Raw genomic sequence first — 25128 nt, 5'->3', positions numbered from 1 at the left:
TGCCGCCATGTGCGAGCGTCCCGCACGGAGCGTGATGGGGGAAGGGGGCTTGCTCCGTTGGGGCGTCGGGTCGGCCTGGATTACCGGTGGTGCACGGTGAGTCTGGAGTGCAGGGAGCGGGCTGCCGCGTCGGTGAGCGAGGCGATCTGGTCGACGATCACGCGCTTCTTGGTGCGGTCGTCGTCGGCCTCGTCGTACAGGGCGCGGAACTGCGGGTCCAGGCCGTCGAAGGGGGCTCGGGCGGTCAGCGCCTCGGCGAGTTCGGCGAGCACGACGCGCTGGTCGGCGCGGAGCCTTTCCTGCTCGTCGCGCTGCATCACATAGCGGTCGGCGACGGCCTTGAGGACGGCGCATTCGGTGCGGGTCTCGCGCGGGACGACCAGCTCCGCCCCGTACCGGATGAGGGGCCCGGTGCCGAACGCGGCGCGGGTGGCTGCCTCGGCGGCCAGGCAGAACCGGCCGATGAGCTGGCTGGTGGCGTCCTTGAGGCGGGCCTGGGCGACCGCCGAGCCGTTGTAGCCGCGCGGCCACCACTCCTGGGCGAGCAGCCGCTCCAGCGCCTCGGTCAGCTCCTGCGGGTCGGTGTCCGCGGGGACGTACCTGCCGATGGCGACGCGCCAGATGTCGGCTCGCTCGGCCTCGGAGAAGAGGGCGCGCGGGTCGACGTGGCCGGCGTGCAGACCGTCCTCGAAGTCGTGCACCGAGTACGCCACGTCGTCGGACCAGTCCATGACCTGGGCCTCGAAGCACTTGAGGTAGGGGGTGGCGCCCTCCCGGACCCACTCGAAGACCGGCAGGTCGTCCTCGTACACCCCGAACTTCACGGAGGCCGGGTCGGTGGGGTGGCCGCCACGTGCCCAGGGGTACTTGGTGGCGGCGTCCAGGGCGGCGCGGGTGAGGTTGAGACCGACGCTGACGGGGCTTCCGGTGACCGAGGAGCGCACGAAGCGCTTCGGTTCGAGGCGGGTGAGCAGGCGCAGCGACTGGGCGTTGCCCTCGAAGCCGCCGATGTCCTTGGCGAAGTCGTTGAGCGCCTGTTCGCCGTTGTGCCCGAACGGCGGGTGGCCCATGTCGTGGGCGAGGCAGGCGGCTTCCACGAGGTCCGGGTCGCAGCCGAGGGCGGCGCCGAGTTCGCGGCCGACCTGGGCGCACTCCAGCGAGTGCGTGAGGCGGGTGCGCGGGCTGGCGTCCCAGGCCTGGCTCCGCGAGCCGGGCGTGACGACCTGCGTCTTGCCCGAGAGGCGGCGCAGCGCCCCCGAGTGCAGCACCCGCGCGCGGTCGCGCTGGAAGGCGGTGCGGCCGGGCCGCTTGTCGGGCTCGGCGGCCCACCGTTCAGTGTCGGCCTCGGCGTAGAACTCCATGCACCGACAGTAAACGCAGTCACTGACAAGCGGACTCAAGTGGCCGTCGGGTATCGCCCTCGGACCCGCCCTCAGGCAGCCCGTCGCCCTTCGGCCGCGAGAGCTTCGACCGCGAGCTCTTCGACCGCGACGGGCGCAAGGCCGCCGCCCGCCGGTGACGCCGCGCGCGTCAGCGCCTGTTCGTACCGGTGCAGGACGAGCCGGGCCATGGCCGGGTGCGCCCCCAGGGGTGCGGCCGCGAGCCACGGCGCCTTGGCCGCGCTCTGCGCCGCGAAACGTCCCGGGGCGGTGAAATGGGAGGCGATCGCGATCCGGTTCCTGCCGCGCGCGGCGAGTGCGTGCAGCGCCTCGGGCACGCTGGGCGAGGCGGCGGAGGCGTAGGCGGGCAGGACCGGGATTCCGCCGAGGCGTTCGCTGAGCAGCCGGGCGGTGCGGCGGATGTCGGCGGCCGAGTCGGGGTCGCGGGACCCGGCGGCGGCCAGCACCACCCCGGCGCCGCGCAGGGTACGGGCGTCGAGGTGCCAGCCCGCCTCCATGAGGCGCCCGTACAGCGCCTCGACGAGCAGGGGGTGCGGGCCGAGCGGGGGCGCGGTCCAGGTGCGTAGATGGCTGCCCGCGGTGGCCAGCGCCCGGGGTATGTCGTGCTTGACGTGGTGGCCCCGGCTCAGCAGCAGCGGCACCACGACGGCCTCTCCGCGCAGGGTGGCCAGCGTGTCGGTGAGCAGCGGGCGGTCGATCTCGATGTGGCCGAGGCGGACGTCGAGGCCGGGCCGCAGCTCGCGGACCCGGTCGAGGAGAGCGGTGACCGTCCGCAGCGCGCCGGGGTCGCGGCTGCCGTGGGCGACGGCGACGAGGGCGGGGCGGCCGGTTGAGGGCATCGGGGCGGGGGTTCCGTTCAGTCGTACGCGGCTGAGCTGGCTGCCCAGTTGGGCCGTGATGCGGGTGAGGAGCTGGGCAGTGCTGTCGAAGGGCGGGGACTGGCTCGTCTCCGTCTCCGCGGGGATGTGATCCGTCTCCGTCATGGACCGATCCTGCCGGGCGTACGTTGCCGGGCCGTTGCGCGCCGGTGACGGGTGTTTTCCACGGCCTCACGGGGACGGCGGCGCGGGGGTGCGGGGGGGGTCGGGGGTGCGCCGCTCGTGACCAGGTGGACCGCGTGCGGCGGTCGGCGGCAGGGCCCGGACCGGGCCGGACGGAGGCGCCCCACGGATCCCGCGGTCCGCGCCGCATCGGCGGCCGGGCTCCTCGCCGCACTCGGCGCCGCCTGCCCCGGCTCGCGCGCCGGGTCGCGCGGCTCGCGGAAGCCGCGGCCCACGGATCCCGCGGTCCGCGGACGACCGCCTCGCGGGGCGGGGGCCGGATGCGCGATGGACGTGGCCGTGTCACAGAGCTGTGCGGATGTGGGCGTGCGGCGAACCGGCGTGCCGGGCGCCGCGTCCATCCCGTCGTACACCGACGGAGATCAGCAGGGGGAGCCACGTGCCGCGCATCCGACTGAAGCGACCGCGTCTGCCGCGCACCCGGGCCGGCCGACGACGGCTCGTGCGGGGCGTCGTGGCCGGGTGCGTGCTCGCGCTGACGCCCGCCGCCTGGGTGTACGCCGCCACCGCCGACCGGATCGGCACGGTGGCCGACGCCCCGGCGTCCGGGGTCGCCGTGGTGTTCGGGGCGGGCCTGTGGGACGGCAAGCCGTCGACGTACCTCGCCAACCGTCTCGACGCGGCCGTGCAGTTGTACCGGGCGGGCAAGGTGAAGGCGGTCCTGGTCACCGGCGACAACAGCCGTACCGAGTACGACGAGCCCGACGCGATGCGCGGCTATCTCGTCCAGCACGGCGTGCCGGACCAGCGGGTGGTCAGCGATTTCGCGGGCTTCGACACCTGGGACTCCTGCACCCGGGCCAAGAAGATCTTCGGCGTGGACCGGGCCGTCCTGGTGAGCCAGGGCTTCCACATCCGCCGCGCCGTCGCCCTGTGCGAGGCCGCGGGCATCACGTCGTACGGCGTCGGTGTCGATGCCGCGCACGACGTGACCTGGTACTACGGCGGGGTGCGGGAGGTGTTCGCGGCGGAGAAGGCCGCGGTGGACGCGGCGTTCCGTCCCGACCCGACCTTCCTCGGTCCCAAGGAGCCGGGGGTCGCCCGCGCGTTGGCGGGCTGACCGGGGCTCCGATGGGCGCGCCTCCCCTCACGGCACCCCGAGCGCCGCGATGAGGTCGCCGCACCCGGCGCGTAACCGGCGGGCGGGGGCGGGCGTAACACGGCCGTCCCACACTGACGGGCATGCTCCTCGACACTCCGGCTCCCTCCGACGTGACCGCCACCCACTGCCCGTACTGCTCGCTCCAGTGCGGCATGGGGCTGCGGGTCGCGCCCGGTGCGGACGGCGGCCTCGACGTGGTCGAGCGGGACTTCCCGGTGAACCGGGGCGCGCTCTGCGGCAAGGGGCGCACCGCGCCCGCGCTGCTCTCCCCCGGGGCCCGGCTGACCGGTCCGCTGATCCGGCGCCCCGCCACCGGCAGGCTCGAACCGGCCACCTGGGAGGAGGCGCTGGGCCGGGTCGCCCAGGGCCTCGGCGGTGTGCGGCAGGAGTACGGGGCCGACGCGGTCGGGGTGTTCGGCGGCGGCGGGCTGACCAACGAGAAGGCGTACGCGCTGGGGAAGTTCGCCCGGGTGGTGCTCGGGACCTCGCAGATCGACTACAACGGACGGTTCTGCATGTCGTCGGCGGCCGCGGCCCACCAGCGGGCCTTCGGCGTGGACCGGGGGATGCCGTTTCCGCTGGCGGACGTGGCCCGGACCGGCTGTGTGATCCTGGCGGGCTCGAACCTCGCCGAGACCATGCCGCCCGCCCTGCGCTATCTGCGCGAACTGCGGGAGAACGGCGGCAAGTTGATCGTCATCGATCCGCGCAGGACGAAGACCGCCGAGCAGGCCGACCTGCACCTGGCGCCCCGGCCCGGCACCGACCTGGCCCTGGCGCTCGGTCTGCTGCACCTGGTGGTGGCCGAGGGGCGCGCGGACGAGGAGTTCATCCGGGAGCGGACGGCGGGCTGGGAGACGGCGCGGGCGGGGGCGATGGCGCACTGGCCGGAGCAGGTGGAGCGGATAACGGGGGTGCCGGTGCCCCAACTCCGGGAAGCCGTTGCCCTGTTCTGTGACGCGCCGGACGCGATGGTGCTGACCGCGCGCGGTGCCGAGCAGCACGCCAAGGGCACCGACACGGTCGGCGCGTGGATCAACTTCTGCCTGGCGACCGGCCGGGCGGGCCGCCCGCTGTCCGGGTACGGCTGTCTCACCGGCCAGGGCAACGGGCAGGGCGGCCGCGAACACGGCCAGAAGGCAGACCAGTTGCCCGGCTACCGCAAGCTGACCGACCCGGCTGCGCGGGCCCATGTGGCCGGGGTGTGGGGCGTCGACCCGGACTCGCTGCCGGGCCCCGGGCGCAGCGCGTACGAACTCCTGGACGCGCTGGGCGGCGAGGTGAAGGCGCTGCTCGTCATGGGGTCGAATCCGGTGGTGTCGGCGCCGCGCGCCTCCCATGTGGAGGGCAGGCTGCGGGAGTTGGACTTCCTGGCCGTCGCCGACGTGGTGCTCTCGGAGACCGCCGAACTCGCGGACGTGGTGCTTCCGGTGACGCAGTGGGCGGAGGAGACGGGCACCACGACCAATCTGGAGGGGCGGGTGCTGCTCCGGCGGGCCGCCCTCACACCCCCGGCGGGCGTACGAAGCGATCTGGAGGTCCTCAACTCCCTTGCGGAGGCGCTTGGTTCGGACTCCGCTGCGAAGGGGTTCCCGGTCGATCCGGAGGAGGTGTTCGAGGAGCTGCGGCGGGCCTCGGCCGGCGGGGCCGCGGACTACTCGGGCATCAGCTACGCCCGCATCGATGCCGAGGACGGGGTGTTCTGGCCGTGCCCCGAGGAGGGGCATCCGGGCACGCCCCGGCTGTTCCTCGACCGGTTCGCGACCGAGGACGGCCGGGCCAGGTTCGTGGAGGTCACGCACCGGGGCCCGGACGAGGAGACCGACGCCGACTACCCGGTGGTGCTCACGACGGGCCGGGTCCTCGCCCAGTACCAGTCGGGCGCGCAGACCCGGCGCGTCCCCGAACTGAACACGGCCGCCCCCGGCGCCTACGTCGAGATGCACCCGCTGCTCGCCGCCCGGATCGGGGTGGCCGACGGCGATCGGGTGACGGTGACCTCACGGCGCGGGCGGGCCACCGCCCCGGCGCGGGTCACCGGCGCCATCCGGTCGGACACCGTCTTCATGCCGTTCCACTGGGCGGGCGAGGGCCGGGCCAACAACCTGACGAACCCGGCGCTCGACCCGGTGTCGAAGATGCCGGAGTTCAAGGTGTGCGCGGTGCGGGTGGAGCGGACCGGCTGAGCCAGTCGCCGCCGGGGATCAGTGTGCCGCTTGCGCGCAGCTCGCGGTCGAGCCGGGGAGCGGCCAGATAGACCCAGGACCGCACGGTCCGCCCGTCGACGAGCACCTCCCGCACCAGCCGGTCGTAGGTGTTGCGGGGGTGTCCGGGCCCGAAGTGGTCCTCCAACTCGTCGAGTTCGGCGAGGAGTTCGGCGTGATCGGCGGGAGCGACATCGATGAGGGTGCCGGTGATCGTGCCGTCTCCCGCCACGGCGTACGGATAGCCGGGGCCGTCGTACAGGAGGGCGCCAGGCAGCAGCGCCGGGCGCTCGGACACCGTACGGCCGCACAGGAAGCGCTGGTGGTAGCGCTGGCCGGGGCGGAGCGTGCCGTACACGAAGAAGGGCAGCGCGGGCTCGGGGGCGGGGCTCATCCGGCGGCCGTCTCGGCCGTGATCCAGGACAGGTAGGCGGCGCTGCCCGCCACCACCTCGGTCGCGATGATCTCGGGCGTCTCGTAGTCGTGGGCCGCCAGGAGGTGGCGCTCCAGGTCGGGGTAGCGGGCGGCGGTGGTCTTGAAGAGGACCTGCCATTCCTGCGCCGTCTCGATGTTGCCCGCCCACCGGTAGACGGAGGTGACGGGGCCCGCGATCTGCGCGCAGGCGGCGAGGCGGGCTTCCACCGCGCCGCGGGCCAGCGCCGCGGCCTTGTCCGCGCTGTCGGTCGTGGTCTGCACGGTCAGTGGTCCGGCCGGTGTCACGGCTGCCTCCCTCGGTCGTTCGGCCGGGTGCGGCCGGGATGTGAAGATCGCTCCGGCCGGGCCCTCGGTCCTGAACCCACCGGCTGGGACGGAGCGTACGCACGACCGTTACCTGATGTCCCGGTCGCCCTGACGCCCCGCCCCCGGGGCCGATGACCGCGCCCGGCCGCCCGGCGCCCCCGTCGCGCTCAACCGGCGTACGGGTGGACCTCCTTGGCGTCCCGCAGGGCGTGCGCCCACCACGCCACCTGGTCCAGCATCTTCTTCGCGGCGGCGTCGGCCTGCGAGGGCTCGCGGTGCTCGCCGTCCTCGTCGAAGAGGCCGTGCGCGTTGTGGAAGCTCACCGTGTCCCGCACGGTGACGGCGTGCATCTCGGCGTAGACCTGCCGCAGTTGCTCGACCGCCCGCAGACCGCCGGAGATCCCGCCGTACGAGACGAAGCCGACCGGCTTGGCCTGCCACTGGACGTAGTGCCAGTCGATGAGGTTCTTGAGCGAGGCGGGAAAGGAGTGGTTGTACTCGGGGGTGACCACGACAAAGGCGTCAGCACCGGCCAGTTTCGGCGTGATGACGGAGAGCTGGGCCGCCACGGCGGGCGACGGGCTGTGCGAAATGGTGGTGGGCAGCTCGGCCTCGGCCAGGTCGAGCACCTCGACGTCGAACCCGGAGTGCTCGCGGGTACGGGCGAGGAACCAGTCGGCGACGACCGGGGCGAACCGGCCCTCGCGGTTGGAGGCGACGACAACGGTGAGCTTGAGAGGGGCCTTCTCGGCCGTGGTGATGTCCATGGCGAGAAGCTTCCAACCTCAAGCCCGCTTGAGGTCAAGTGGCTTCGGACGGCCAACTATCTTGAAGCCCATGACACTCCCGTACGTCGAGATCGACGGCCGACCCGCCGACGCCGAGAACCTCCTCATTCCCGCGCTGACCGGCGGCTACGGACACTTCACCGCCATGCAGGTCCGCGACGGCCGGGTCCGCGGTCTGGCCCACCACCTCAGCCGCCTCGACCGGGCCACCCGCGAACTGTTCGGCCCGGGGCTCGACGGCGACCGGGTACGCGCACTGGTGCGGCAGGCCCTCACCGCGTCCGGCTGCTCCGACGCGGCGGTACGGGTCCATGTGTACGGGCCTGAGGATGCGCCCACCGCGATGGTGACCGTCCGCGATCCCCAGGACATGCAGCCCACCACCCAGTCCCTGCTGTCCGTGCCGTACGAGCGTCCGGTCGCCCACGTCAAACACCTCGGCGGCTTCGCCCAGGCCTACTACCGCCGGCTCGCCGAAAGCCGGGGTTTCACCGAGGCCCTGCTGACCGGGCCCGGCGGCGTGGTCGCCGAGGGCGCGATCACCAACATCGCCTTCTGGGATGGCAGTTCAGTGGTCTGGCCGAACCGTCCCGCGCTGCTCGGCGTCACCATGGCGGTGCTCGAACCGCGCCTGGCCGAGTACCGCCTGAAGTCGACCCGCCGCGAGGTGACCCTGGACGGCCTCGGCGCGTACACCGCGGCCTTCGTCACCAACTCCCGCGGCATCGCACCGGTCGGCCGCATCGACGAGCGCGAGTTCGCGGTGGACGCGGAGCTGATGAAGGTGGTGTGGCGCGCGTACGAGGAGGCACCCTGGGATGCCATCTGAGGGCGCAGGGGATGGCGAGGGCCGACGGCTGGCGTTGGTCAGTCGCTGCCCCCGTCACCGGACCCGGCCGCCTGCCAGCCCGCCTGGTGACGATCACCCGTCCGGCCCGCTCTCCGTCACTCTTTCGTCCCCCGCCGAAGGGCGCTGCACGGGGTTCCGCACTTAGGTCGTAGGCAGTAGCCCCATGCCGCTCCGTTCCCGGAGGACCCATGCGTACTGCTCGACTCGTGACCAGTGCCCTGCTGGCGACCGTCGCCGCGCTGGGCGCCGATTCCCTCGCGTACGCCGGCAACGACAGGTCCGGTTCGCCGGAACTCTGGCCGGCGAGCGCCCCGCCCGGTACGACGGTGACCGCGAACACCACCGCCTGCGGGTCCGGCTCGCGGGCCGCCGGGGACGCGAACGCCCTCGGCGCGGGCGACTTCCAGATGACGGCCTCCCCGCCGAAGGAGGTGCTCGCCGGGCAGTTCGAGGTGCCGTCGCACGCCCGGCCGGGCGGCTTCCCCAACAGCGTGAACTGCGAGAACGGCAAAGTCGTCGAGACCCGGCTGCCGGTCGCCGGGGACGGCGACCACAACGCGCGGGACCGCGACAAGACCTGGCCCGGGGGCGACCAGCGCGACCACGACACCAGCGCATGGGGCAACGACCCGCGAGACCAGGACAAGACCCGGCCCGGAAACAACCAGCACGACCACGACACCGGCGGACGGGGCAACGACCCACGGGACCAGGACAAGACCCGGCCCGGGGGCGACCAGCACGACCACGACACCGGCGGACGGGGCAACGACCCGCGAGACCAGGACAAGACCCGGCCCGGAAACAACCAGCACGACCACGACACCAGCGGACGGGGCAACGACCCGCGGGGCCACGTGAAGACCGGGGTCGGCGGCAGCATCGGACCCGACACCACCGAGATCGCGGCAGGCGTGGCGGTTCTGGCCGCGGCTGCCGTGGGCGGCACCTGGCTGCTGCGTCGCCGGGCGAGCGGCGCGCAGGGCCGGGGCTGACCGCCCTTGTCGGCCCAGACCGCGCGGCGCAACGCGGGCTGGCTGATGGTGATCGCCGCCTTCGTCGGACTCTGGCTGATCGAGCGGGGCTTCGAGTCGGTGGAACCCCCGCAACCGTCGGCTGCGGAGGCGTTCGCGGCGGGCTCGGCACCGGAACGTACCGGCTGGGCGGCGGCCGTCCCCGGCGGTCCCGCCGTCGCGTCCGCACCGCCGGCCGAGGGCCTGCCGCCCTCGGAACCCGTACGCGTCAAGATCCCCTCGATCCGCGTCGACGCGCCCGTGCTGCCGCTCGGGCTCGGCCCGGACGGCAGCCTGGACGTACCGCCTCCGGGGAACACGAACGTGGCCGGCTGGTACAAGGACGGCACCGCGCCGGGGGTGCGGGGCACCTCGGTGATGGCGGGCCACGTCGATGACTCGCGCGGCCCGGCCGTCTTCTACGCGCTCGGCGCGCTGAAGAAGGGCAGCCGGGTTGAGGTGGCCCGCAAGGACGGCCGCACCGCGGTGTTCGACGTCGACGCGGTCGAGGTGTACGAGAACGACGCGTTCCCGGACACGAAGGTCTACGGCGCCGCCGCGCGCCCGGAGCTACGCCTGATCACCTGCGGCGGCGGCTTCGAGAAGAAGACCGGCTACCGGGGCAACGTAGTGGTCTACGCCCATCTGACCACCGTCCGGCCCCCCGCAGCACCAGCCTCCTGAAGCGCTCGGAGGGGCGCGAGACCCATGCCGCCCAGCTCCCCGGCGGGGGCGACCCCTCACACCCCGCCCCGCGCCCCGCTGAGCGCAAGGTTCCCCCGTGGTAATCGGCGGGATGCGGCCGGGTAACAGCCGCCGCGCACGCTGGGCACATGAGTACGGACATCGTGGTGATCGGCGGCGGCACAGCGGGTGCCCGCCTGGCCCGGCATGTCCCGGTGACCGTCATCGGCGAGGAGACCCACGCACCGTACAACCGGGTGCTCCTCGCGGAGGTGCTCGCCGGGCGGTACGGGCCCGAGGTGATAGCCCTGCCCCCGGTCGCGGTGCGGCGCGGCGTCCGGGCGGTGCGGATCGACCGCGCGGCCCGCGTGGTGCACTGCGACGACGGCAGCGCCGTCCCGTACGGACGGCTCGTGCTGGCGACCGGCTCGAACCCGGTGCTCCCGCCGCTCAGAGGCCTGCGCGACGGCCGCCTGCCCGAGGGCGTGCACCCCTTCCGCACCCTGGACGACGCGCTCGCCCTGCGCGAGAAGGCCGGCGACGGCACCCCTGCCGTGGTCATCGGCGGCGGGCTGCTCGGTGTGATGGCGGCCCGCGCGCTCGCCGAGCGCGGCGCACAGGTCGTACTCGCCCAGCAGGGCGAGCGCCTGATGGAGCGTCAGCTCGATGTGGCCGCTTCGGCGCTCGTGCGCAGTCATCTGGAACTGCTCGGCGTCGAGGTGCACACCGAGTGCCGGGTGCGCGGTTTGACCGGTCCCCGCGGCACCGATGTCGAGCTCGCCGACGGATTCGTCCTGACCGCCGAGCTCGTCGTGCTGGCCTGCGGGGTCCGCCCCCGTACCGGCCTGGCGCTGGACGCCGGGCTCGACGTCCGGCGCGGCGTGGTCGTCGACGACCAGCTGCGCACCTCCGACCCCCACATCCACGCCGTCGGTGACTGCGCCGAGCACCGCGGATCGGTGTACGGACTCGCGGGCCCGGCACTCGAACAGGCCGACGCGCTGGGCGAGTTCTTCGCCACCGGCCGCGGCCGCTACCCCGGCACCCGCGGGCTGACCCGGCTCACCCTGGGCGGCCCGCGCCCCCTGGACCTCGCCGCGTTCGGCGAGCCCACACCCCGCCCCGGCGACGACGTGGCCCAGCTCGCGGACGCGACCCGGGGCGCCTACCGCAAGGTCGTCGTGCGCGGCGGCCGGCTGGTCGGCGGCGTACTCCTCGGCGATCTCGGCGCGGTCGGGGCGCTCGCCCGGACCTGGGAGGGCGACGAGCCCCTACCGGACGCACCCCTGCTCCACCTGCTCACCCACGACGGAGGTTCCTGACGTGCCCACCGAAACCCTTTCCACGATCGTGGTCGTCGGCCACGGCATGGTCGGCCAGCGCTTCCTGGAGGCGCTCGCCGAGCGCGGCGCGACCGAGCGGGCGCGGGTGGTCGTGCTGTGCGAGGAGCCCCGCCCCGCCTACGACCGCGTCCACCTCACCTCCTACTTCGAGGGAACGACCCCCGACGAACTGAGCCTGGTACCGGACGGTTTCATCGACCGCTACGGCATAGAGCTGTACGTGGACGACCCGGCCGAGGCCGTGGACCGGGCCGCGCGCACGGTCACCGCGCGTTCGGGGCGGACCTTCGCGTACGACACGCTCGTCCTGGCCACCGGCTCCTACCCGTTCGTGCCGCCGGTGCCCGGCAAGGACGCCGACGGCTGTTTCGTCTACCGCACGATCGAGGACCTGCTCGCCATCGAGGAGTACGCGAAGACGGCGACGACCGGCGCGGTGGTCGGCGGCGGACTGCTCGGTCTGGAGGCGGCCGGCGCGCTGCGCGGGATCGGCCTCGACACGCACATCGTGGAGTTCGCGCCGCGGCTGATGCCGGTGCAGGTGGACGAGGGCGGCGGGGCCGCACTGCTGCGCACCATTGAGGACATGGGCCTCACCGTGCACACCGGCGTCGGCACCCAGGAGATCACGGCCGGCGAGGAGGGCCGCGTCGACGGCATGAAGCTGTCCGACGGCTCGCACCTGTCGACCGACCTGGTGGTCTTCTCCGCCGGTGTCCGCCCCCGCGACCAGCTGGCCCGCGACTGCGGGCTCGCGATCGGCGAGCGCGGCGGCATCGTGGTGGACGAGCAGTGCCGCACCGAGGACCCCGCGGTGTTCGCGATCGGCGAGTGCGCGCTGGCCGCCGACGGCCGGGTGTACGGCCTGGTCGCGCCCGGTTACGAAATGGCCGAGACGGCGGCCGACACTATCGCGGCGACCGCCGAACGCGCCTTCACCGGGGCCGACTTGTCGACCAAGCTCAAGCTGCTCGGCGTCGACGTGGCGTCGTTCGGCGACGCGCACGGCTCGGCCGCGGGCTGCCTGGACGTGGTGTACTCCGACTCGCGTTCCGGGATCTACAAGAAGCTGGTCATGTCGCCCGAGGGCGCGCTGCTCGGCGGCGTCCTGGTCGGCGACGCGGACGCGTACGGCATGCTGCGCCCGCTGACCGGGCACGTTCCGCCGGTCTCCCCCGAGCAGCTGGTCCTGCCGGCCGGGCTCGGCGCGCCGGCCGCGCTCGGCCCCGACGCGCTGCCCGACGACGCGGTGATCTGCTCCTGCCACAACGTCACCAAGGGCGCCATCACCGCCTGCTCGACACTGCCCGAGGTCAAGCGCTGCACCAAGGCCGGTACCGGCTGCGGCAGTTGCGTCAAGACCATCGGACTGCTGCTGCCCGAGTCGGGCGACGGCGGCCTGTGCGGCTGCTTCGCACAGACCCGCCAGGAGCTGTACGAGATCGCGCTCGCCCTGCGCATCGCCTCCTACACCGAGCTCCTCGACCGGTACGGCCGCGAGGCGGCTCGGGGCGGCGAGGGCTGCGAGATCTGCAAGCCCGCCGTCGCCTCGATCCTGGCCGCGCTCGGCAACGGCCACATCCTGGACGGCGAGCAGGCGGCCCTCCAGGACACCAACGACCACTTCCTGGCCAACTTGCAGCGCAACGGCTCCTATTCGATCGTGCCGCGCGTCCCGGGCGGGGAGATCACCCCCGAGAAGCTCATCGTGATCGGCGAGGTGGCCCGGGACTTCGGCCTCTACACGAAGATCACCGGCGGTCAGCGAATCGACCTCTTCGGCGCCCGGGTCGACCAACTCCCCTCCATCTGGACCAGGTTGGTGGACGCCGGCTTCGAATCCGGGCACGCGTACGGCAAGGCGCTGCGCACGGTCAAGTCGTGTGTGGGGCAGACCTGGTGCCGCTACGGGGTGCAGGACTCGGTGCGGATGGCGATCGACCTGGAGCTGCGCTACCGGGGGCTGCGCTCGCCGCACAAGCTGAAGTCGGCGGTCTCCGGCTGCGCCCGCGAATGCGCCGAGGCCCAGTCGAAGGACTTCGGCGTGATCGCCACCGCCAACGGCTGGAACCTGTACGTCGGCGGCAACGGCGGCGCCAGCCCCCGCCACGCCGACCTGCTGGCCCAGGACCTGAGCGACGAGGAACTCGTCCGCCTGATCGACAGGTTCCTGATGTTCTACATCCGCACCGCCGACCGCCTGGAGCGCACCTCGGTGTGGCTGGAGCGGATCGAGGGCGGCCTCGGCCACGTCAAGGACGTCGTGGTCGACGACTCGCTCGGCATCTGCGCCGAGCTGGAGGCCCTGATGGCCGCGCACGTGGCGGGCTACCGCGACGAGTGGGCCGAGACCCTGGACGATCCGGAGCGCCTCGCCCGGTTCGTGTCCTTCGTCAACGCGCCCGGAACACCCGACCCCTCGGTCCGGTTCGTCCCCGAGCGCGACCAGATCAAGCCCGAACTCCCCCTCCTCACTCTGGGAGCCACCCGATGACGACGACGATGCTCCAACTCAAGCTGGACCACGGCTGGTTCGCGGTCTGCGAGACCACCCGACTCACCCCGGGCCGCGGGGTCGCGGCCCTGCTCCCGGACGGCCGCCAGGCCGCCGTCTTCACCGACCGGCGCGGCCGTACGTACGCGATCGACAACCGCGACCCGTTCACCGGCGCCTACGTCCTCTCGCGCGGCCTGCTCGGTGCGACACCGGAGGGCCGCCCCTATGTCGCCTCGCCGCTCCTCAAACACCGCTTCGATCTGGAAACCGGACGCTGCCTGGACGACGAGGCGCAAGCCGTCGACGTCTACCTGACCGACCATTCCCGCTGATCCGCCACCCGGCGGGAGCGGGGCCGGGCGAGCGGTCCGCGTGGAGGCGGCCCAGCCGCTCGGCCGGGCCGCCTGAGACACACTTGTCGCACCACACCACGCACACCTGGCATACCGGGCGGTACGGTGGGGGTATGGCGCAGGGTTGGAGTGCTCAGGACATCCCGGACCAGAGCGGCCGCACGGCCGTCGTCACCGGGGCGAACAGCGGCATCGGTCTGGTCGCGGCGCGGGAACTGGCCCGCCGCGGCGCGCGGGTGGTGCTCGCCTGTCGCAGCGAGGAGCGCGGCAAGGAAGCCGAGGCCCACATCAGAGGTGGCGTCCCCGGCGCCGAGGCCGAGTTCAGGCGGCTCGACCTGGCCGACCTCGGCTCCGTACGCGAGTTCGCGAGCACCTTCCCGTACGAGCGGCTCGACCTGCTCGTGAACAACGCGGGAGTGATGGCACTCCCGTACGGCCACACCGCCGACGGGTTCGAGACGCAGTTCGGCGTCAACCACCTCGGGCACTTCGCACTGACCGGGCTGCTGCTCCCCCGGCTGCGGGCGGCCGGGGCGGCGCGGGTGATCAGCGTGTCCAGCGGGATGCACGCACTGGCCAACATCGATCTCCGTGACCTCAACAGCGAGCGCCACTACCGGCGTTGGATCGCCTACGCCCGGTCCAAGACCGCCAACCTGCTCTTCGTTCACGAGCTGGCGCGGCGGCTGGCGGCCGAGGGATCGGACATCGTCGCGGCGGCCGCGCACCCCGGCTACGCCGCGACCAACCTCCAGACCCGGGGCGTACGCATGGAGGGCCGCCGCCGTGCCGAGCGGATCGTCGAGTTCGGCAACCGACTCGTGGCCCAGCCCGCCGAGGCCGGGGCGCTGCCCACGCTGTACGCGGCGACCGCTGCGGGGGTGCGGCCCGACTCGTTCACGGGCCCGTCCCTGATGATGTGGCGCGGCGCGCCCGCCAGGTCCTGGCGGGCCACGTGGACGCTGAACGACGTCGCCGGTGAACGCCTGTGGACGGCTTCCGAGGAGCTCACCGGCGTGCGGTACGAGGCGCCCTGAGGCTCAGGCGTTGACCGCCGCCGGGTCCATGTACATGACCTCCCAGTGGTGGCCGTCCGGGTCCAGGAAGGAGCGGCCGTACATCGGCCCCTGCTCCATGGTGTCCCCGGCGGGCGAGCCGCCCGCGGCCAGGGCGGTGTCGACGAGGCGGTCGACGTCCTCGCGGCTGTCCGCGGTGAGGCAGACGATCGACTCGACGGTCGTCGCGGTGTCGGCGATCTGCCGCTTGGTGAAGTTGTTGAAGAAGGGCTCGGTCAGCAGCATGGCGTAGATGGTGTCGCTGATGACCAGGCAGCCGGCGTTCTCGTCGGTGAACTGGGGGTTGAACGAGTAGCCCAGCTTGCCGAAGAAGTCCTTGGAGCGGTCCAGGTCCTTCACCGGCAGATTGACGAAGATCATGGTGGGCATGTCGGGCTCCCTCGTGGGTGTGCGTGGTGTCGCTTACGAGGGGTAGACGACGGGCCGCGCGAAGACTCATCGCCGCGCCGGATCTTTTTTCGGCGGCGTTTCCCCACCCCGCCTCCTGCTCGCGTGAGGGGGGAGGGTGCGCCCCGGTGGGACGTTCCGGCGGTACGTTTCGCCGCCGCGGGAGCGCCCTCGTCAAGATGCCGTATGGATGCGGCCTGCCTGCGACAAGAGGGCGCCAAGGGGAGCCGGACGGAGTAGCGGGCCATCGCACGCTGGGGCCCATGCTCACCACGTCGAAGGCCGCCGTCAGCGACGCGGCCCCCGAAGAACCTCCCGGAGCGGCCGAGCGGCACCGGCTCACCGCCACCCAGGGCCTTGCCGCGCTCTCCCTGGACGCGATGGCCTCCGTGGCGTACGGGCCGGAGGCTGTCGTCCTGGTGCTCGCCACGGCCGGTGCCCACGGGCTCGGCTTCACCCTTCCCGTGACGCTCGCCATCGCCGCCCTGCTCGCGGTTCTCGTCGCCTCCTACCGGCAGGTGATCGCGGCCTTCCCCAACGGTGGCGGCTCCTACGCAGTGGCCCGCCGCCATCTGGGCGCCCGCGCCGGCCTGGTCGCCGCCGCCTCGCTGATCCTCGACTACGTACTGAACGTGGCCGTGTCCGTGACGGCCGGGGTGGCCGCGCTGACCTCCGCCTTCCCCGGGCTCTACGGCGACCGGCTGCTCATCTGCCTCGGTGTGCTGGTCCTGGTCACGACCGTCAACCTGCGCGGCATCGTGGACTCGGCGAAGGCCTTCATCATTCCGACCGCCGTTTTCATCGCCTCGATCCTCGCGATCGTCGTCGTCGGTCTGTTCCGGTCGGCCCCCCTCTCCACGTACACCGCCGACGGGCACGCCTCCGTGCTCGCCCAGAACGCCACCGGCGTCGGCGCACTGCTGCTGCTCAAGGCCTTCGCGTCCGGGTGTTCCGCGCTGACCGGCGTGGAGGCCGTCGCCAACGCGGTGCCGGCCTTCCGCGCCCCGGCGGCCAAGCGAGCCCAGCGCACCGAGGTGGCGCTGGGCGCGCTGCTCGCGGTGATGCTGATCGGCCTGTCCGTGCTCATCGGCCGCTTCCACCTCCAGCCGGTCGAGGGCGTCACCGTGCTCGCCCAGCTCGCGGACGCGTCACTGGGTCACAACTGGGCTTTCTACGTGGTGCAGTTCGCCACCGTCGTCCTGCTCGCGCTGGCCGCGAACACCTCCTTCGGCGGGCTGCCCGTCCTCATGTCGCTGCTCGCCCGCGACAACTACCTGCCGCACGTCTTCGGCCTCAAGGCTGACCGCCAGGTGCACCGGCACGGGGTGCTCGCCCTTGCCGCCGCCTCCGCGGCCCTGCTGGTCTTCTCTGGCGGCGACACCAACACCCTGGTCCCGCTGTTCGCGATCGGCGTCTTCGTCGGCTTCACCATCTGCCAGACCGGCATGGTGATCCACTGGCGCGGCGAGGACTCCCCCGGTTGGCGCTGGAAGGCTCTGCTCAACGGCTTCGGTGCCCTGCTCACCGGCATCGCGGCGGTCGTGGTCACCGCCACCAAGTTCACCGACGGCGCCTGGCTGCTGGTCATCGCGCTGCCCCTGCTCGTTCTCGTCTTCGAGGCCGTCCACCGGGCGTACGGGCGCATCGGTGAGCGGCTCGGGCTCGACCGGGTGCCCGAACCCCCGCGCCGCGACCGGTCGTTGGTGATCGTGCCGGTCTCGGGGGGCCACCTGCCGGGCCCTTCAGGCCTTGCCGGACTGTCCCGGCTGACCTGCGAAGCGCTGAACGCCGCCGTCTCCCTGGGCGACGAGGTGCGGGCCGTGACCGTCAGCCACCCCGACGAGGACGACCGGCGCGCCACGCAGGCACTGCGGCGCGACTGGGAGCTGTGGAACCCGGGCGTCGAGCTGGTCGAGCTGACCTCCCAGCACCGCAGCCTGGGCCGCCCGGTCGCCGAGTACGTGGGCCGCGTCCACACCTACCATCCGCGCACCCGCGTCACCGTACTGATACCGGAGGTGGAGCCCGCGCACATCTGGCAGCGGGTGCTCCAGAACCAGCGCGGCGCCGTCCTCGCCCACGCCGTCCGCAAGGACACCGACGCGGTGATCTGCCGGCTGCGCTTCCGGCTCGGCCCGCCCGCCACCCGTCGCGAGGCCTGAAAACCGGCCGATCCGGCGGGTTGACACAACGCCGCAATATCACTGTCGTAATCACGCCGCATGGTTGATCGTTGAGCCGTACAGCGGGATGACGAACAGGGGGCGTACGCCATGACGATCAGCCGTCGGACACTGCTCGGCACCGGGGCCGCACTCGGCCTGCTTACCGCATGCGGTTCCAACACCGGCCGGAACAACGGTAGTTCAGCGGACGGGAAGATCACGCTCGACCACTGGTACCACCAGTACGGCGAGACCGGAACCGAGGCCGCGGTGCGCCGGTACGCGGCCGCGTACGACAAGGCCAAGGTCAACGTTCAGTGGCGGCCCGGCAATTACGACCAGCAGACCGCGGCCGCGCTGCTCACCGACGCGGGCCCGGACGCCTTCGAGGTCAACGGGCCGACCCTGGACCAGATCCAGGGCGGCCAGGTCGCCGATCTCACCGCCCTGTTCGACGGGGTGAAGGACGACTTCAATCCGGCGGTGCTCGCGCCGAAGACGTACGGCGGGAAGATCTGGGGCATCCCGCAGGTCATCGACACGCAGTTCCTCTACTACCGAAAGAGCCTCCTGGCCGCCGCGGGCGTCCAGCCGCCCGGCACGCTCGACGAACTCGTGGACGCGGCCAAGGCGTTGACGCGCGACAAGGTCAAGGGGCTCTTCCTCGGCAACGACGGCGGGGCCGGCGTCCTCGGCGGTACGCCGCTGTACGCCGCCGGGCTGAGCCTGGTCACCGACGACGGCCGGGCGGGCTTCGACGATCCCTCGGCCGCCCGCACCCTCGGCAAGCTGCACCGGCTGTACGCCGACAAGTCGCTGCTGCTGGGTGCGCCCGCCGACTGGTCGGACCCGTCGGCGTTCATCCAGGGGCTCACGGCGATGCAGTGGTCGGGGCTGTGGGCGCTGCCCACCGTACAGAAGGCGCTGGGCGCCGACTTCGGTGTGCTGCCCTTCCCGAAGGACGGTCCGAACGCGAAGCCCTCGGTCCCGGTCGGCGCGTACGCGGCGGCCGTGTCGACGCGCTCGAAGCACCAGGCCGAGGCGAAGGCCTATCTGAAGTGGCTGTGGGTGGAACGGACCGATTTCCAGGAGGACTTCGCGCTCTCCTACGGCTTCCACATCCCGGCCCGGCTCTCGCTCGCCAAGAAGGCGGCCAAGTTGCGCGAGGGCGCGGCGGCCGATGTGGTGACGTACGCGACGGAGCACGGCTACGCGCAGCCGCTGCTGTGGACGCCGACGCTCCAGACCGCGTACCAGGACGCGCTGAGCCGGATCATCAAGGACGGCGCCAGCCCTGACAACGAGCTGAAGTCCGTGGTCCGCAGGACCAACGACGAACTCCAGCGGGTGAAGAAGCGCTGACGGCGATGCGACGACCCACGACGCGGCGGCCGACGGCCCGCCGGCCACGACGCGTTTCGGACACCACCCTCTGGTTCTGGATCTTCGTCGGTCCCTTCGCCGCCGGCCTCGCCCTGTTCACCTACGTCCCCCTGCTGTGGAGCGTCTACCTCAGCTTCTTCGACGCCCACAACACGGTCTCGCCGACCGACTTCGTGGGCTTCGGCAACTACACGGCGATGCTGCGCGACGGCGCCTTCACCTCCAGCCTGGCCACCTTCGCGGTGTTCTCGCTGTTCATCGTGCCCGCGACGTACGCGCTCGCGCTCGGTCTCGCGCTGATGGTGAACCGGACCCGCCGCTTCCAGGCCTTCTTCCGCTCGGTGTTCTTCCTGCCCGCCGCCTGCTCGTACGTGGTGGCCGCGCTGATCTGGAAGCTGTCGATCTTCAGCGGGGTGCGGTTCGGGCTCGCGAACACCGTGCTCGGCTGGTTCGGCGCCGACCAGACGGCCTGGCTCTCCACGACCCATCCGCCCTGGTACTGGCTGGTCATCGTGACCGTACGCCTGTGGCTCCAGGCCGGGTTCTACATGATCCTGTTCCTCGCCGGGCTCCAGCGGATCAGCCCCCGCCTGTACGAGGCGGCCGCCGTCGACGGCGCACGGCCCGGCTGGCAGGTGTTCCGCCACATCACCTTCCCGCAGCTGCGCACCACCTCGATCGCGGTGGTGCTGCTGCTGGTCATCAACGCCTTCCAGGCCTTCGACGAGTTCTACAACCTGCTCTCGGACGCCCGCGGCTATCCGCCCTACGCCCGCCCGCCGCTGGTCTACCTCTACTACACCGCGCTCGGTCAGGGGCAGAACCTCGGGATGGGCAGCGCGGGCGCGGTGATCCTCGCGCTGATCATCGCGGTGGTAACGGTGTTTCAGGCCCGCTGGTTCGGCCTGGGCAGGAAGGAGGCCGACTGATGACCACCCCGAGCCGGACCGGTTCCGGGCCCGAGGACGCCCTGGTACGCGCGGGGCGGGCCCTGCGCCGGGTGATCCTCGTCGCCCTCGCCCTGCTGTTCCTGGTCCCCTTCTACCTCCTGGTCCGCAACGGCCTGGCCGCCGAGCAGGACATCACCTCGCCGGAGTGGACGTTCTTCCCCGCCACCCTGCACTGGTCGAACGTGCGCGAGCTCTTCGACGACCCGGCGGTCCCGATGGCCCGCTCGCTGCTCAACTCGGCGCTGATCGCCGTCGCCACGACCGTCGGCACCCTGCTGTTCGCCTCGCTCGCCGGGTACGGTCTCGCCCGCATCCCCTACCGCTTCGCCAACCAGGTCTTCTACGCGGTGATCGGGACGCTGATGGTTCCCGCGGCGGTCACGTTCGTACCAAGTTTCGTTCTCGTTTCCTCCCTCGGGTGGGTGTCGAGCTTGCGCGGCCTGATCGTCCCCACCCTGTTCTCCGGCTTCGCGTGCTTCGTCCTCCGCCAGTACTTCACGGGATTTCCACAAGAGCTTGAGGATGCGGCCCGCGTCGACGGACTCGGCTATTGGCGTACCTACTGGAGGATCGTCGTGCCCAATGCGCGTCCGGTCTTCGCGGCCGTAGGGACCATTGTGTTCATCGGTGCCTGGAATTCCTTTCTGTGGCCGCTGGTCATCGGCCAGGACCGGGACTCCTGGACGGTGCAGGTCGCCCTCTCCACCTTCACCACCGCCCAAGTGGTCCACCTGCACGAGCTGTTCGTCGCGGCGGCCGTCTCGATCGTCCCGCTGGTCCTGGTCTTCCTGCTGCTCCAGCGCTACATCGTGGCCGGCGTGGAGCGCTCGGGGATCGACGACTGACGGCGCTGCGGCCCGCGTGGCGGCCCCCCGCACAGCAGCGCGGAGCCGAGCGGGGTCAGCGTATGCAATACGGAGTTGCCGTGCCGCAGCGTGACCAGGAGGCCGGCGTCGCGCAGGACGCCGGCGTGCTGGCTGGCGGAGGCGAGCGACACGCCTGCCCTGCGGGCGAGTTCACTGGTGGTGCAGCCGTTCCCGATGGACTGGAGCACGCTGGAGCGGGTGTGACCGACCAGTCGGCCGAGCGAGGACGCGCGTTCGGGGCCCGGCGGGGACTCGTACGGGGCCTGGGTGTGCGTCACCGGGTAGACGAGCACCGGCGGCAGCTTCGGGTCCTGGAGGGCGACCGGGGTGCGGCGGCAGAAGAACGACGGCTGGAGCAGCAACCCCCGTCCGTCCAGGTGCAGTTCGCGGTCCACCGGATAGTCGGCCTCCAGGACGGGGTCGCGCCAGCGCAGCATCGGCGGCAACGAGGCGAGGAGTTCGCCCGCACCGCCGTCCAGCAGCGCCCGGCCGCGGGCCGCCCGGTCGGCGTCGACGCGGGTCTGTATGTGCGCCCAGTACGGGGAGACTGCCGCCTGGTGGTAGGCGCCCAACACATCGGCGAGGCGTCCGAGTTGACCGTTCGCCCCCTCGGCGAGCGCGGCCCCCCAGCCGGTGGCCGGACGGCCGCCGGGCAGCCGGGAGAGTTCCTCGTTCAGCCGTTCGGGTTCGGTCTCCCGGATTCGCTCCAGACCGGATTCCAGGGAATGCGGACCCCGCGGCGGCGTAAGGAAGTCTGGGAAATACCCCCGACACGGAACGATTGCGGAGAGCAATCGCGTTTCCCCGCTCAACCGGGCCCGAGTTTCCTGTCGCCATTCGCCGAATACCGAGGCACCCCGCCGGTCCCTTAAGCGATGAAAGCTGAGAATCGTTTCCCACAGCGTGTCAGGACCCGGCGCCATACGGAGCCGGGCCAGATCTTCGCCGGTGAAATGAATGCGCAGCACGGAAACCCCACCTGTCCAGTGTGTTGCAACTTGTTGCCTTGTGTTGCAGCCGCAATTGATCCCCCGCCCGACTCGACTGAGTATGCCTCCCGTCACTGCCCGTGACCACGGGCCTTTCAGCCACAGTTGAAAGGCCTCGCGGACGGGCCCCCGGGGAAGGAAAGCTGTACCTCGTCGGGCACGACACCGAGCCAACCGGAAAGATTCTGCGAAGACCGTGGGGGGCTTCACAGGCTCTGGCGGCGGTGGGCGTAGGTGGCGGCTCCGTGCTCGACGCGGTTGACAGAGTGCGGTTCACGGGTGGGGATCCGTGAACCGCACTCTGCATTTCCGGCCACTACCCCGTTAAATGTCCGCCATTCAACAGGAATTAAGCGCTCGCACACCTGCGGCGCGTACAGCCCTCGCAGTCGGCGAACGCTTACCGCCTTCCGGAGGGCGCGGCGGGACAGCAAAAGGGGCGGCACCCCCGCACAGGGTGCCGCCCCTTCTTGGTGTTCCGAAGCCGCCGCCGGATCGGTGTTGAGGGTCGGGGACCCGGCGGCGGCTCCGGGGTCTCAGCGGGAGTCGCTGCCCTTGGATTCCGCGGCCGCCCGGCCCGCTTCGAGGCGGGCGACGGGGATGCGGAACGGCGAGCAGGACACGTAGTCCAGGCCCACCTCGTGGAAGAAGTGCACCGACTCGGGGTCGCCGCCGTGCTCGCCGCAGACGCCGAGCTTCAGGTCGGGGCGGGTCGCGCGGCCGGCCTGCACGGCGGAGCGCACGAGCGAGCCGACGCCGTCCTTGTCGATGGTCTCGAACGGCGAGACCCCGAAGATGCCCTTCTCCAGGTACGCGGTGAAGAAGCTGGCCTCCACGTCGTCGCGGGAGAAGCCCCAGACCGTCTGCGTGAGGTCGTTGGTGCCGAAGCTGAAGAACTGGGCGGCCTCGGCGATCTGACCGGCCGTCAGAGCGGCACGGGGCAGCTCGATCATGGTGCCGATGGTCAGCTTGAGCTCGGTGCCGGTGGCGGCCTCGACCTCGGCGATGACCTGGTCGGCCTCCTCGCGGACGATCTCCAGCTCCTGGACGGTGCCGACCAGCGGGATCATGATCTCGGCGCGCGGGTCGCCCTTGGCGTTCTTGCGCTCGGCGGCCGCCTCGGCGATCGCCCGCACCTGCATGGCGAACAGACCCGGGATGACGAGGCCGAGGCGTACGCCGCGCAGACCGAGCATCGGGTTCTGCTCGTGCAACTTGTGCACGGCCTGGAGCAGGCGCAGGTCGTTCTCGTTGGCGTCCTTGCGGGACTCGGCGAGCGCGACGCGGACCGACAGCTCGGTGATGTCGGGCAGGAACTCGTGCAGCGGCGGGTCGAGGAGGCGGACGGTGACCGGGAGCCCGTCCATCGCCTCGAACAGCTCGACGAAGTCCTTCTTCTGGAGCGGGAGCAGGGCACTGAGTGCCTCTTCGCGCTCGTCCTCGGTGTCGGCGAGGATGAGCCGCTCGACCATCTCGCGCCGCTCGCCGAGGAACATGTGCTCGGTGCGGCACAGGCCGATGCCCTGGGCGCCGAACCGCCGCGCGCGCAGGGCGTCTTCGGCGTTGTCGGCGTTGGCCCGTACGCGCAGGCGGCGTACTCGGTCGGCGTACGCCATGATCCGGTGCACGGCGGCGACCAGCTCGTCGGCGTCGTCGGCACCCGCGTGCATGCGGCCCTCGAAGTACTCGACCACGGGTGACGGCACGACCGGGACCTCACCGAGGTAGACCTTGCCGGTGGAGCCGTCGATGGAGACGACGTCGCCCTCTTCGATGACGGTGCCCGCCTGGGTGGTCATGCGGCGGCGCTTGGTGTCGACCTCCAGCTCCTCGGCGCCGCAGACACAGGTCTTGCCCATGCCGCGGGCGACGACGGCGGCGTGCGAGGTCTTGCCGCCGCGCGAGGTCAGGATCCCCTCGGAGGCGATCATGCCGTCCAGGTCGTCGGGGTTGGTCTCGCGGCGGATCAGGATGACCTTCTCGCCGGAGCGCGACCACTTCACGGCGGTGTACGAGTCGAAGACCGCCTTGCCGACGGCCGCGCCGGGCGAGGCCGCGATGCCCCGGCCGATGAGGTCGCTCTTGGCCGCGCCGTCGAAGCGCGGGAACATCAGCTGGGCGAGCTGGGCGCCGTTGACGCGCTGGAGCGCCTCGGCCTCGTCGATCAGGCCCTGGTCCACGAGCTGTGTGGCGATCCGGAACGCGGCCCCGGCGGTGCGCTTGCCGACGCGGGTCTGGAGCATCCACAGCTGGCCGCGCTCGATGGTGAACTCGATGTCGCAGAGATCCTTGTAGTGCGTCTCCAGGGTCTCCATGATCTGCATGAGCTGGTCGTACGACTTCTTGTCGATCGACTCCAGCTCGGCGAGCGGCACGGTGTTGCGGATGCCCGCGACCACGTCCTCGCCCTGCGCGTTCTGGAGGTAGTCGCCGTACACGCCCTGGTGGCCGGAGGCGGGGTCGCGGGTGAACGCGACGCCGGTGCCGGAGTCCGGGCCGAGGTTGCCGAAGACCATCGAGCAAATGTTGACCGCGGTCCCCAGGTCGCCCGGGATGCGCTCCTGGCGGCGGTAGAGCTTGGCGCGGTCGGTGTTCCACGACTCGAAGACCGAGCGGATCGCGAGGTCCATCTGCTCGCGCGGGTCCTGCGGGAAGTCTCGCCCGGCCTCGGCCTTGACGATCTTCTTGAACTGCTTGACCAGCTTCTTCAGGTCGCCCGCGTCGAGGTCGGTGTCGACGGTGACCTTCTTGGCGGCCTTGGCCTCGTCGAGGGCCTCCTCGAAGAGGTCGCCGTCCACGCCGAGCACGGTCTTGCCGAACATCTGGATGAGGCGGCGGTAGGAGTCCCAGGCGAAGCGCTCGTCGCCGGCCTGCTGGGCGAGGCCCGTCACGGAGGCGTCGGAGAGCCCGATGTTGAGGACGGTGTCCATCATGCCGGGCATCGAGAACTTGGCGCCGGAGCGGACGGAGACCAGGAGCGGGTCGTCGGCCTGACCGAGTTTCTTGCCCATCGTCTGCTGGAGGGCGTCGAGGTGTGCACTCACCTCGTCGCGCAGCTCGGCGGGCTCGTCACCGCTGTCGAGGTAGACCTTGCACGCCTCGGTGGTGATCGTGAACCCGGGCGGCACCGGGAGACCGAGGTTGGTCATCTCGGCGAGGTTCGCGCCCTTCCCGCCGAGAAGGTCCTTGAGGTCCCTGTTCCCCTCGGTGAAGTCGTAGACGAACTTCTGGGTGTGCTGGAGGTCTTTGTCTTCCGACACGGGTCTCGACTCCTCG

Annotated in this window: 21 protein-coding genes; 13 read left to right on the top strand and 8 right to left on the bottom strand. The window is 71.8% G+C overall.

Features of this window, described 5'->3' with window-relative positions; genetic code table 11:
* Positions 1-80: 80 nt before the first annotated feature.
* Together OG522_RS25575 and OG522_RS25570 are read right to left on the bottom strand one after the other, a co-directional pair.
* Positions 81-1361, bottom strand: coding sequence for a deoxyguanosinetriphosphate triphosphohydrolase (locus OG522_RS25575; RefSeq protein WP_329465336.1), 1281 nt, complete (start codon positions 1359-1361; stop codon positions 81-83).
* 71 nt (positions 1362-1432) lie between these two features.
* Positions 1433-2383 (bottom strand): sirohydrochlorin chelatase, encoded by a 951-nt coding sequence (locus tag OG522_RS25570; RefSeq protein ID WP_329465334.1) that lies wholly within the window; start codon positions 2381-2383, stop codon positions 1433-1435.
* 457 nt (positions 2384-2840) lie between these two features.
* Between OG522_RS25570 and OG522_RS25565 the strand changes: the two genes are divergently transcribed.
* Both OG522_RS25565 and OG522_RS25560 read left to right on the top strand, forming a co-directional pair.
* Entirely contained in the window at positions 2841-3521 is a 681-nt protein-coding gene (locus OG522_RS25565; protein ID WP_329465333.1) for a SanA/YdcF family protein, read from the top strand.
* A 122-nt stretch (positions 3522-3643) separates the two neighbouring features.
* Positions 3644-5749 (top strand): molybdopterin oxidoreductase family protein, encoded by a 2106-nt coding sequence (locus OG522_RS25560; RefSeq protein ID WP_329465332.1) that lies wholly within the window; start codon positions 3644-3646, stop codon positions 5747-5749.
* Here the strand turns inward: OG522_RS25560 and OG522_RS25555 are convergent.
* From OG522_RS25555 to OG522_RS25545, 3 genes are all read right to left on the bottom strand, one after another.
* Positions 5712-6161 (bottom strand): gamma-glutamylcyclotransferase family protein, encoded by a 450-nt coding sequence (locus OG522_RS25555; RefSeq protein ID WP_329465331.1) that lies wholly within the window; start codon positions 6159-6161, stop codon positions 5712-5714. The two genes, OG522_RS25560 and OG522_RS25555, sit on opposite strands and share 38 nt — an antisense overlap.
* Positions 6158-6487 (bottom strand): divalent-cation tolerance protein CutA, encoded by a 330-nt coding sequence (cutA, locus tag OG522_RS25550; RefSeq protein WP_329465330.1) that lies wholly within the window; start codon positions 6485-6487, stop codon positions 6158-6160. The genes OG522_RS25555 and cutA overlap by 4 nt, the downstream gene beginning before the upstream one ends.
* Before the next feature lie 188 nt (positions 6488-6675).
* On the bottom strand, positions 6676-7275 hold the full coding sequence (locus OG522_RS25545; protein ID WP_329465329.1) for an NADPH-dependent FMN reductase: 600 nt from the start codon (positions 7273-7275) through the stop codon (positions 6676-6678).
* Positions 7276-7345: 70 nt separating this feature from the next.
* Here OG522_RS25545 and OG522_RS25540 point away from each other — a divergent pair, with 70 nt between their 5' ends.
* The 7 genes from OG522_RS25540 to OG522_RS25510 all read left to right on the top strand — a co-directional run bounded on the left by OG522_RS25540 (position 7346) and on the right by OG522_RS25510 (position 15073).
* On the top strand, positions 7346-8125 hold the full coding sequence (locus OG522_RS25540) for an aminotransferase class IV (RefSeq protein ID WP_329465328.1): 780 nt from the start codon (positions 7346-7348) through the stop codon (positions 8123-8125).
* A 209-nt stretch (positions 8126-8334) separates the two neighbouring features.
* Positions 8335-9141 (top strand): hypothetical protein, encoded by an 807-nt coding sequence (locus tag OG522_RS25535; protein WP_329467897.1) that lies wholly within the window; start codon positions 8335-8337, stop codon positions 9139-9141.
* Positions 9142-9186: 45 nt separating this feature from the next.
* Positions 9187-9843, top strand: coding sequence for a class F sortase (locus tag OG522_RS25530; protein ID WP_329467735.1), 657 nt, complete (start codon positions 9187-9189; stop codon positions 9841-9843).
* Positions 9844-9992: 149 nt separating this feature from the next.
* Complete coding sequence (locus OG522_RS25525) at positions 9993-11165, top strand: NAD(P)/FAD-dependent oxidoreductase (RefSeq protein WP_329465327.1); 1173 nt, start codon at positions 9993-9995, stop codon at positions 11163-11165.
* A gap of 46 nt (positions 11166-11211) precedes the next feature.
* A complete protein-coding gene (gene nirB / locus OG522_RS25520) occupies positions 11212-13680 on the top strand; it encodes a nitrite reductase large subunit NirB (protein WP_329467734.1) in 2469 nt (822 codons plus the stop codon).
* The gene (gene nirD / locus OG522_RS25515; RefSeq protein ID WP_329465326.1) at positions 13677-14015 is read left to right on the top strand and encodes a nitrite reductase small subunit NirD; all 339 of its coding nucleotides are present in this window, start codon (positions 13677-13679) and stop codon (positions 14013-14015) included. The genes nirB and nirD overlap by 4 nt, the downstream gene beginning before the upstream one ends.
* Positions 14016-14149: 134 nt before the next feature.
* Positions 14150-15073: an oxidoreductase gene (locus OG522_RS25510; RefSeq protein ID WP_329465325.1), complete on the top strand. Its 924-nt coding sequence runs from the start codon at positions 14150-14152 to the stop codon at positions 15071-15073.
* Between the two features lie 3 nt (positions 15074-15076).
* Here OG522_RS25510 and OG522_RS25505 read toward each other — a convergent pair whose 3' ends face one another.
* A complete protein-coding gene (locus OG522_RS25505; protein WP_329465324.1) occupies positions 15077-15481 on the bottom strand; it encodes a VOC family protein in 405 nt (134 codons plus the stop codon).
* A gap of 281 nt (positions 15482-15762) precedes the next feature.
* On the opposite strand from OG522_RS25505, the gene OG522_RS25500 reads away from it, so the two are divergent.
* The 4 genes from OG522_RS25500 to OG522_RS25485 all read left to right on the top strand — a co-directional run bounded on the left by OG522_RS25500 (position 15763) and on the right by OG522_RS25485 (position 20842).
* Positions 15763-17661, top strand: coding sequence for an APC family permease (locus OG522_RS25500; protein WP_329465323.1), 1899 nt, complete (start codon positions 15763-15765; stop codon positions 17659-17661).
* Positions 17662-17772: 111 nt separating this feature from the next.
* Positions 17773-19026 carry an ABC transporter substrate-binding protein gene (locus tag OG522_RS25495; protein ID WP_329465322.1) on the top strand — a complete coding sequence of 418 codons (1254 nt, stop codon included), beginning with the start codon at positions 17773-17775 and terminating at the stop codon, positions 19024-19026.
* Positions 19027-19031: 5 nt separating this feature from the next.
* Positions 19032-19976, top strand: a complete 945-nt coding sequence (locus OG522_RS25490) for a carbohydrate ABC transporter permease (RefSeq protein WP_329465321.1) — start codon at positions 19032-19034, stop codon at positions 19974-19976.
* Complete coding sequence (locus tag OG522_RS25485; protein WP_329465320.1) at positions 19976-20842, top strand: carbohydrate ABC transporter permease; 867 nt, start codon at positions 19976-19978, stop codon at positions 20840-20842. The genes OG522_RS25490 and OG522_RS25485 overlap by 1 nt, the downstream gene beginning before the upstream one ends.
* Here OG522_RS25485 and OG522_RS25480 read toward each other — a convergent pair.
* A complete protein-coding gene (locus OG522_RS25480) occupies positions 20800-21831 on the bottom strand; it encodes an ArsR/SmtB family transcription factor (RefSeq protein ID WP_329465319.1) in 1032 nt (343 codons plus the stop codon). The two genes, OG522_RS25485 and OG522_RS25480, sit on opposite strands and share 43 nt — an antisense overlap.
* A 557-nt stretch (positions 21832-22388) precedes the next feature.
* Positions 22389-25112 (bottom strand): pyruvate, phosphate dikinase, encoded by a 2724-nt coding sequence (gene ppdK, locus OG522_RS25475; RefSeq protein WP_329465318.1) that lies wholly within the window; start codon positions 25110-25112, stop codon positions 22389-22391.
* Positions 25113-25128: the final 16 nt, after the last annotated feature.

It is taken from the genome of Streptomyces sp. NBC_01431, assembly GCF_036231355.1.
Classification (GTDB): domain Bacteria; phylum Actinomycetota; class Actinomycetes; order Streptomycetales; family Streptomycetaceae; genus Streptomyces.
The sequence above is the reverse complement of the archived record's forward strand: the minus strand, read 5'-3'. Positions and strand labels throughout refer to the sequence as shown.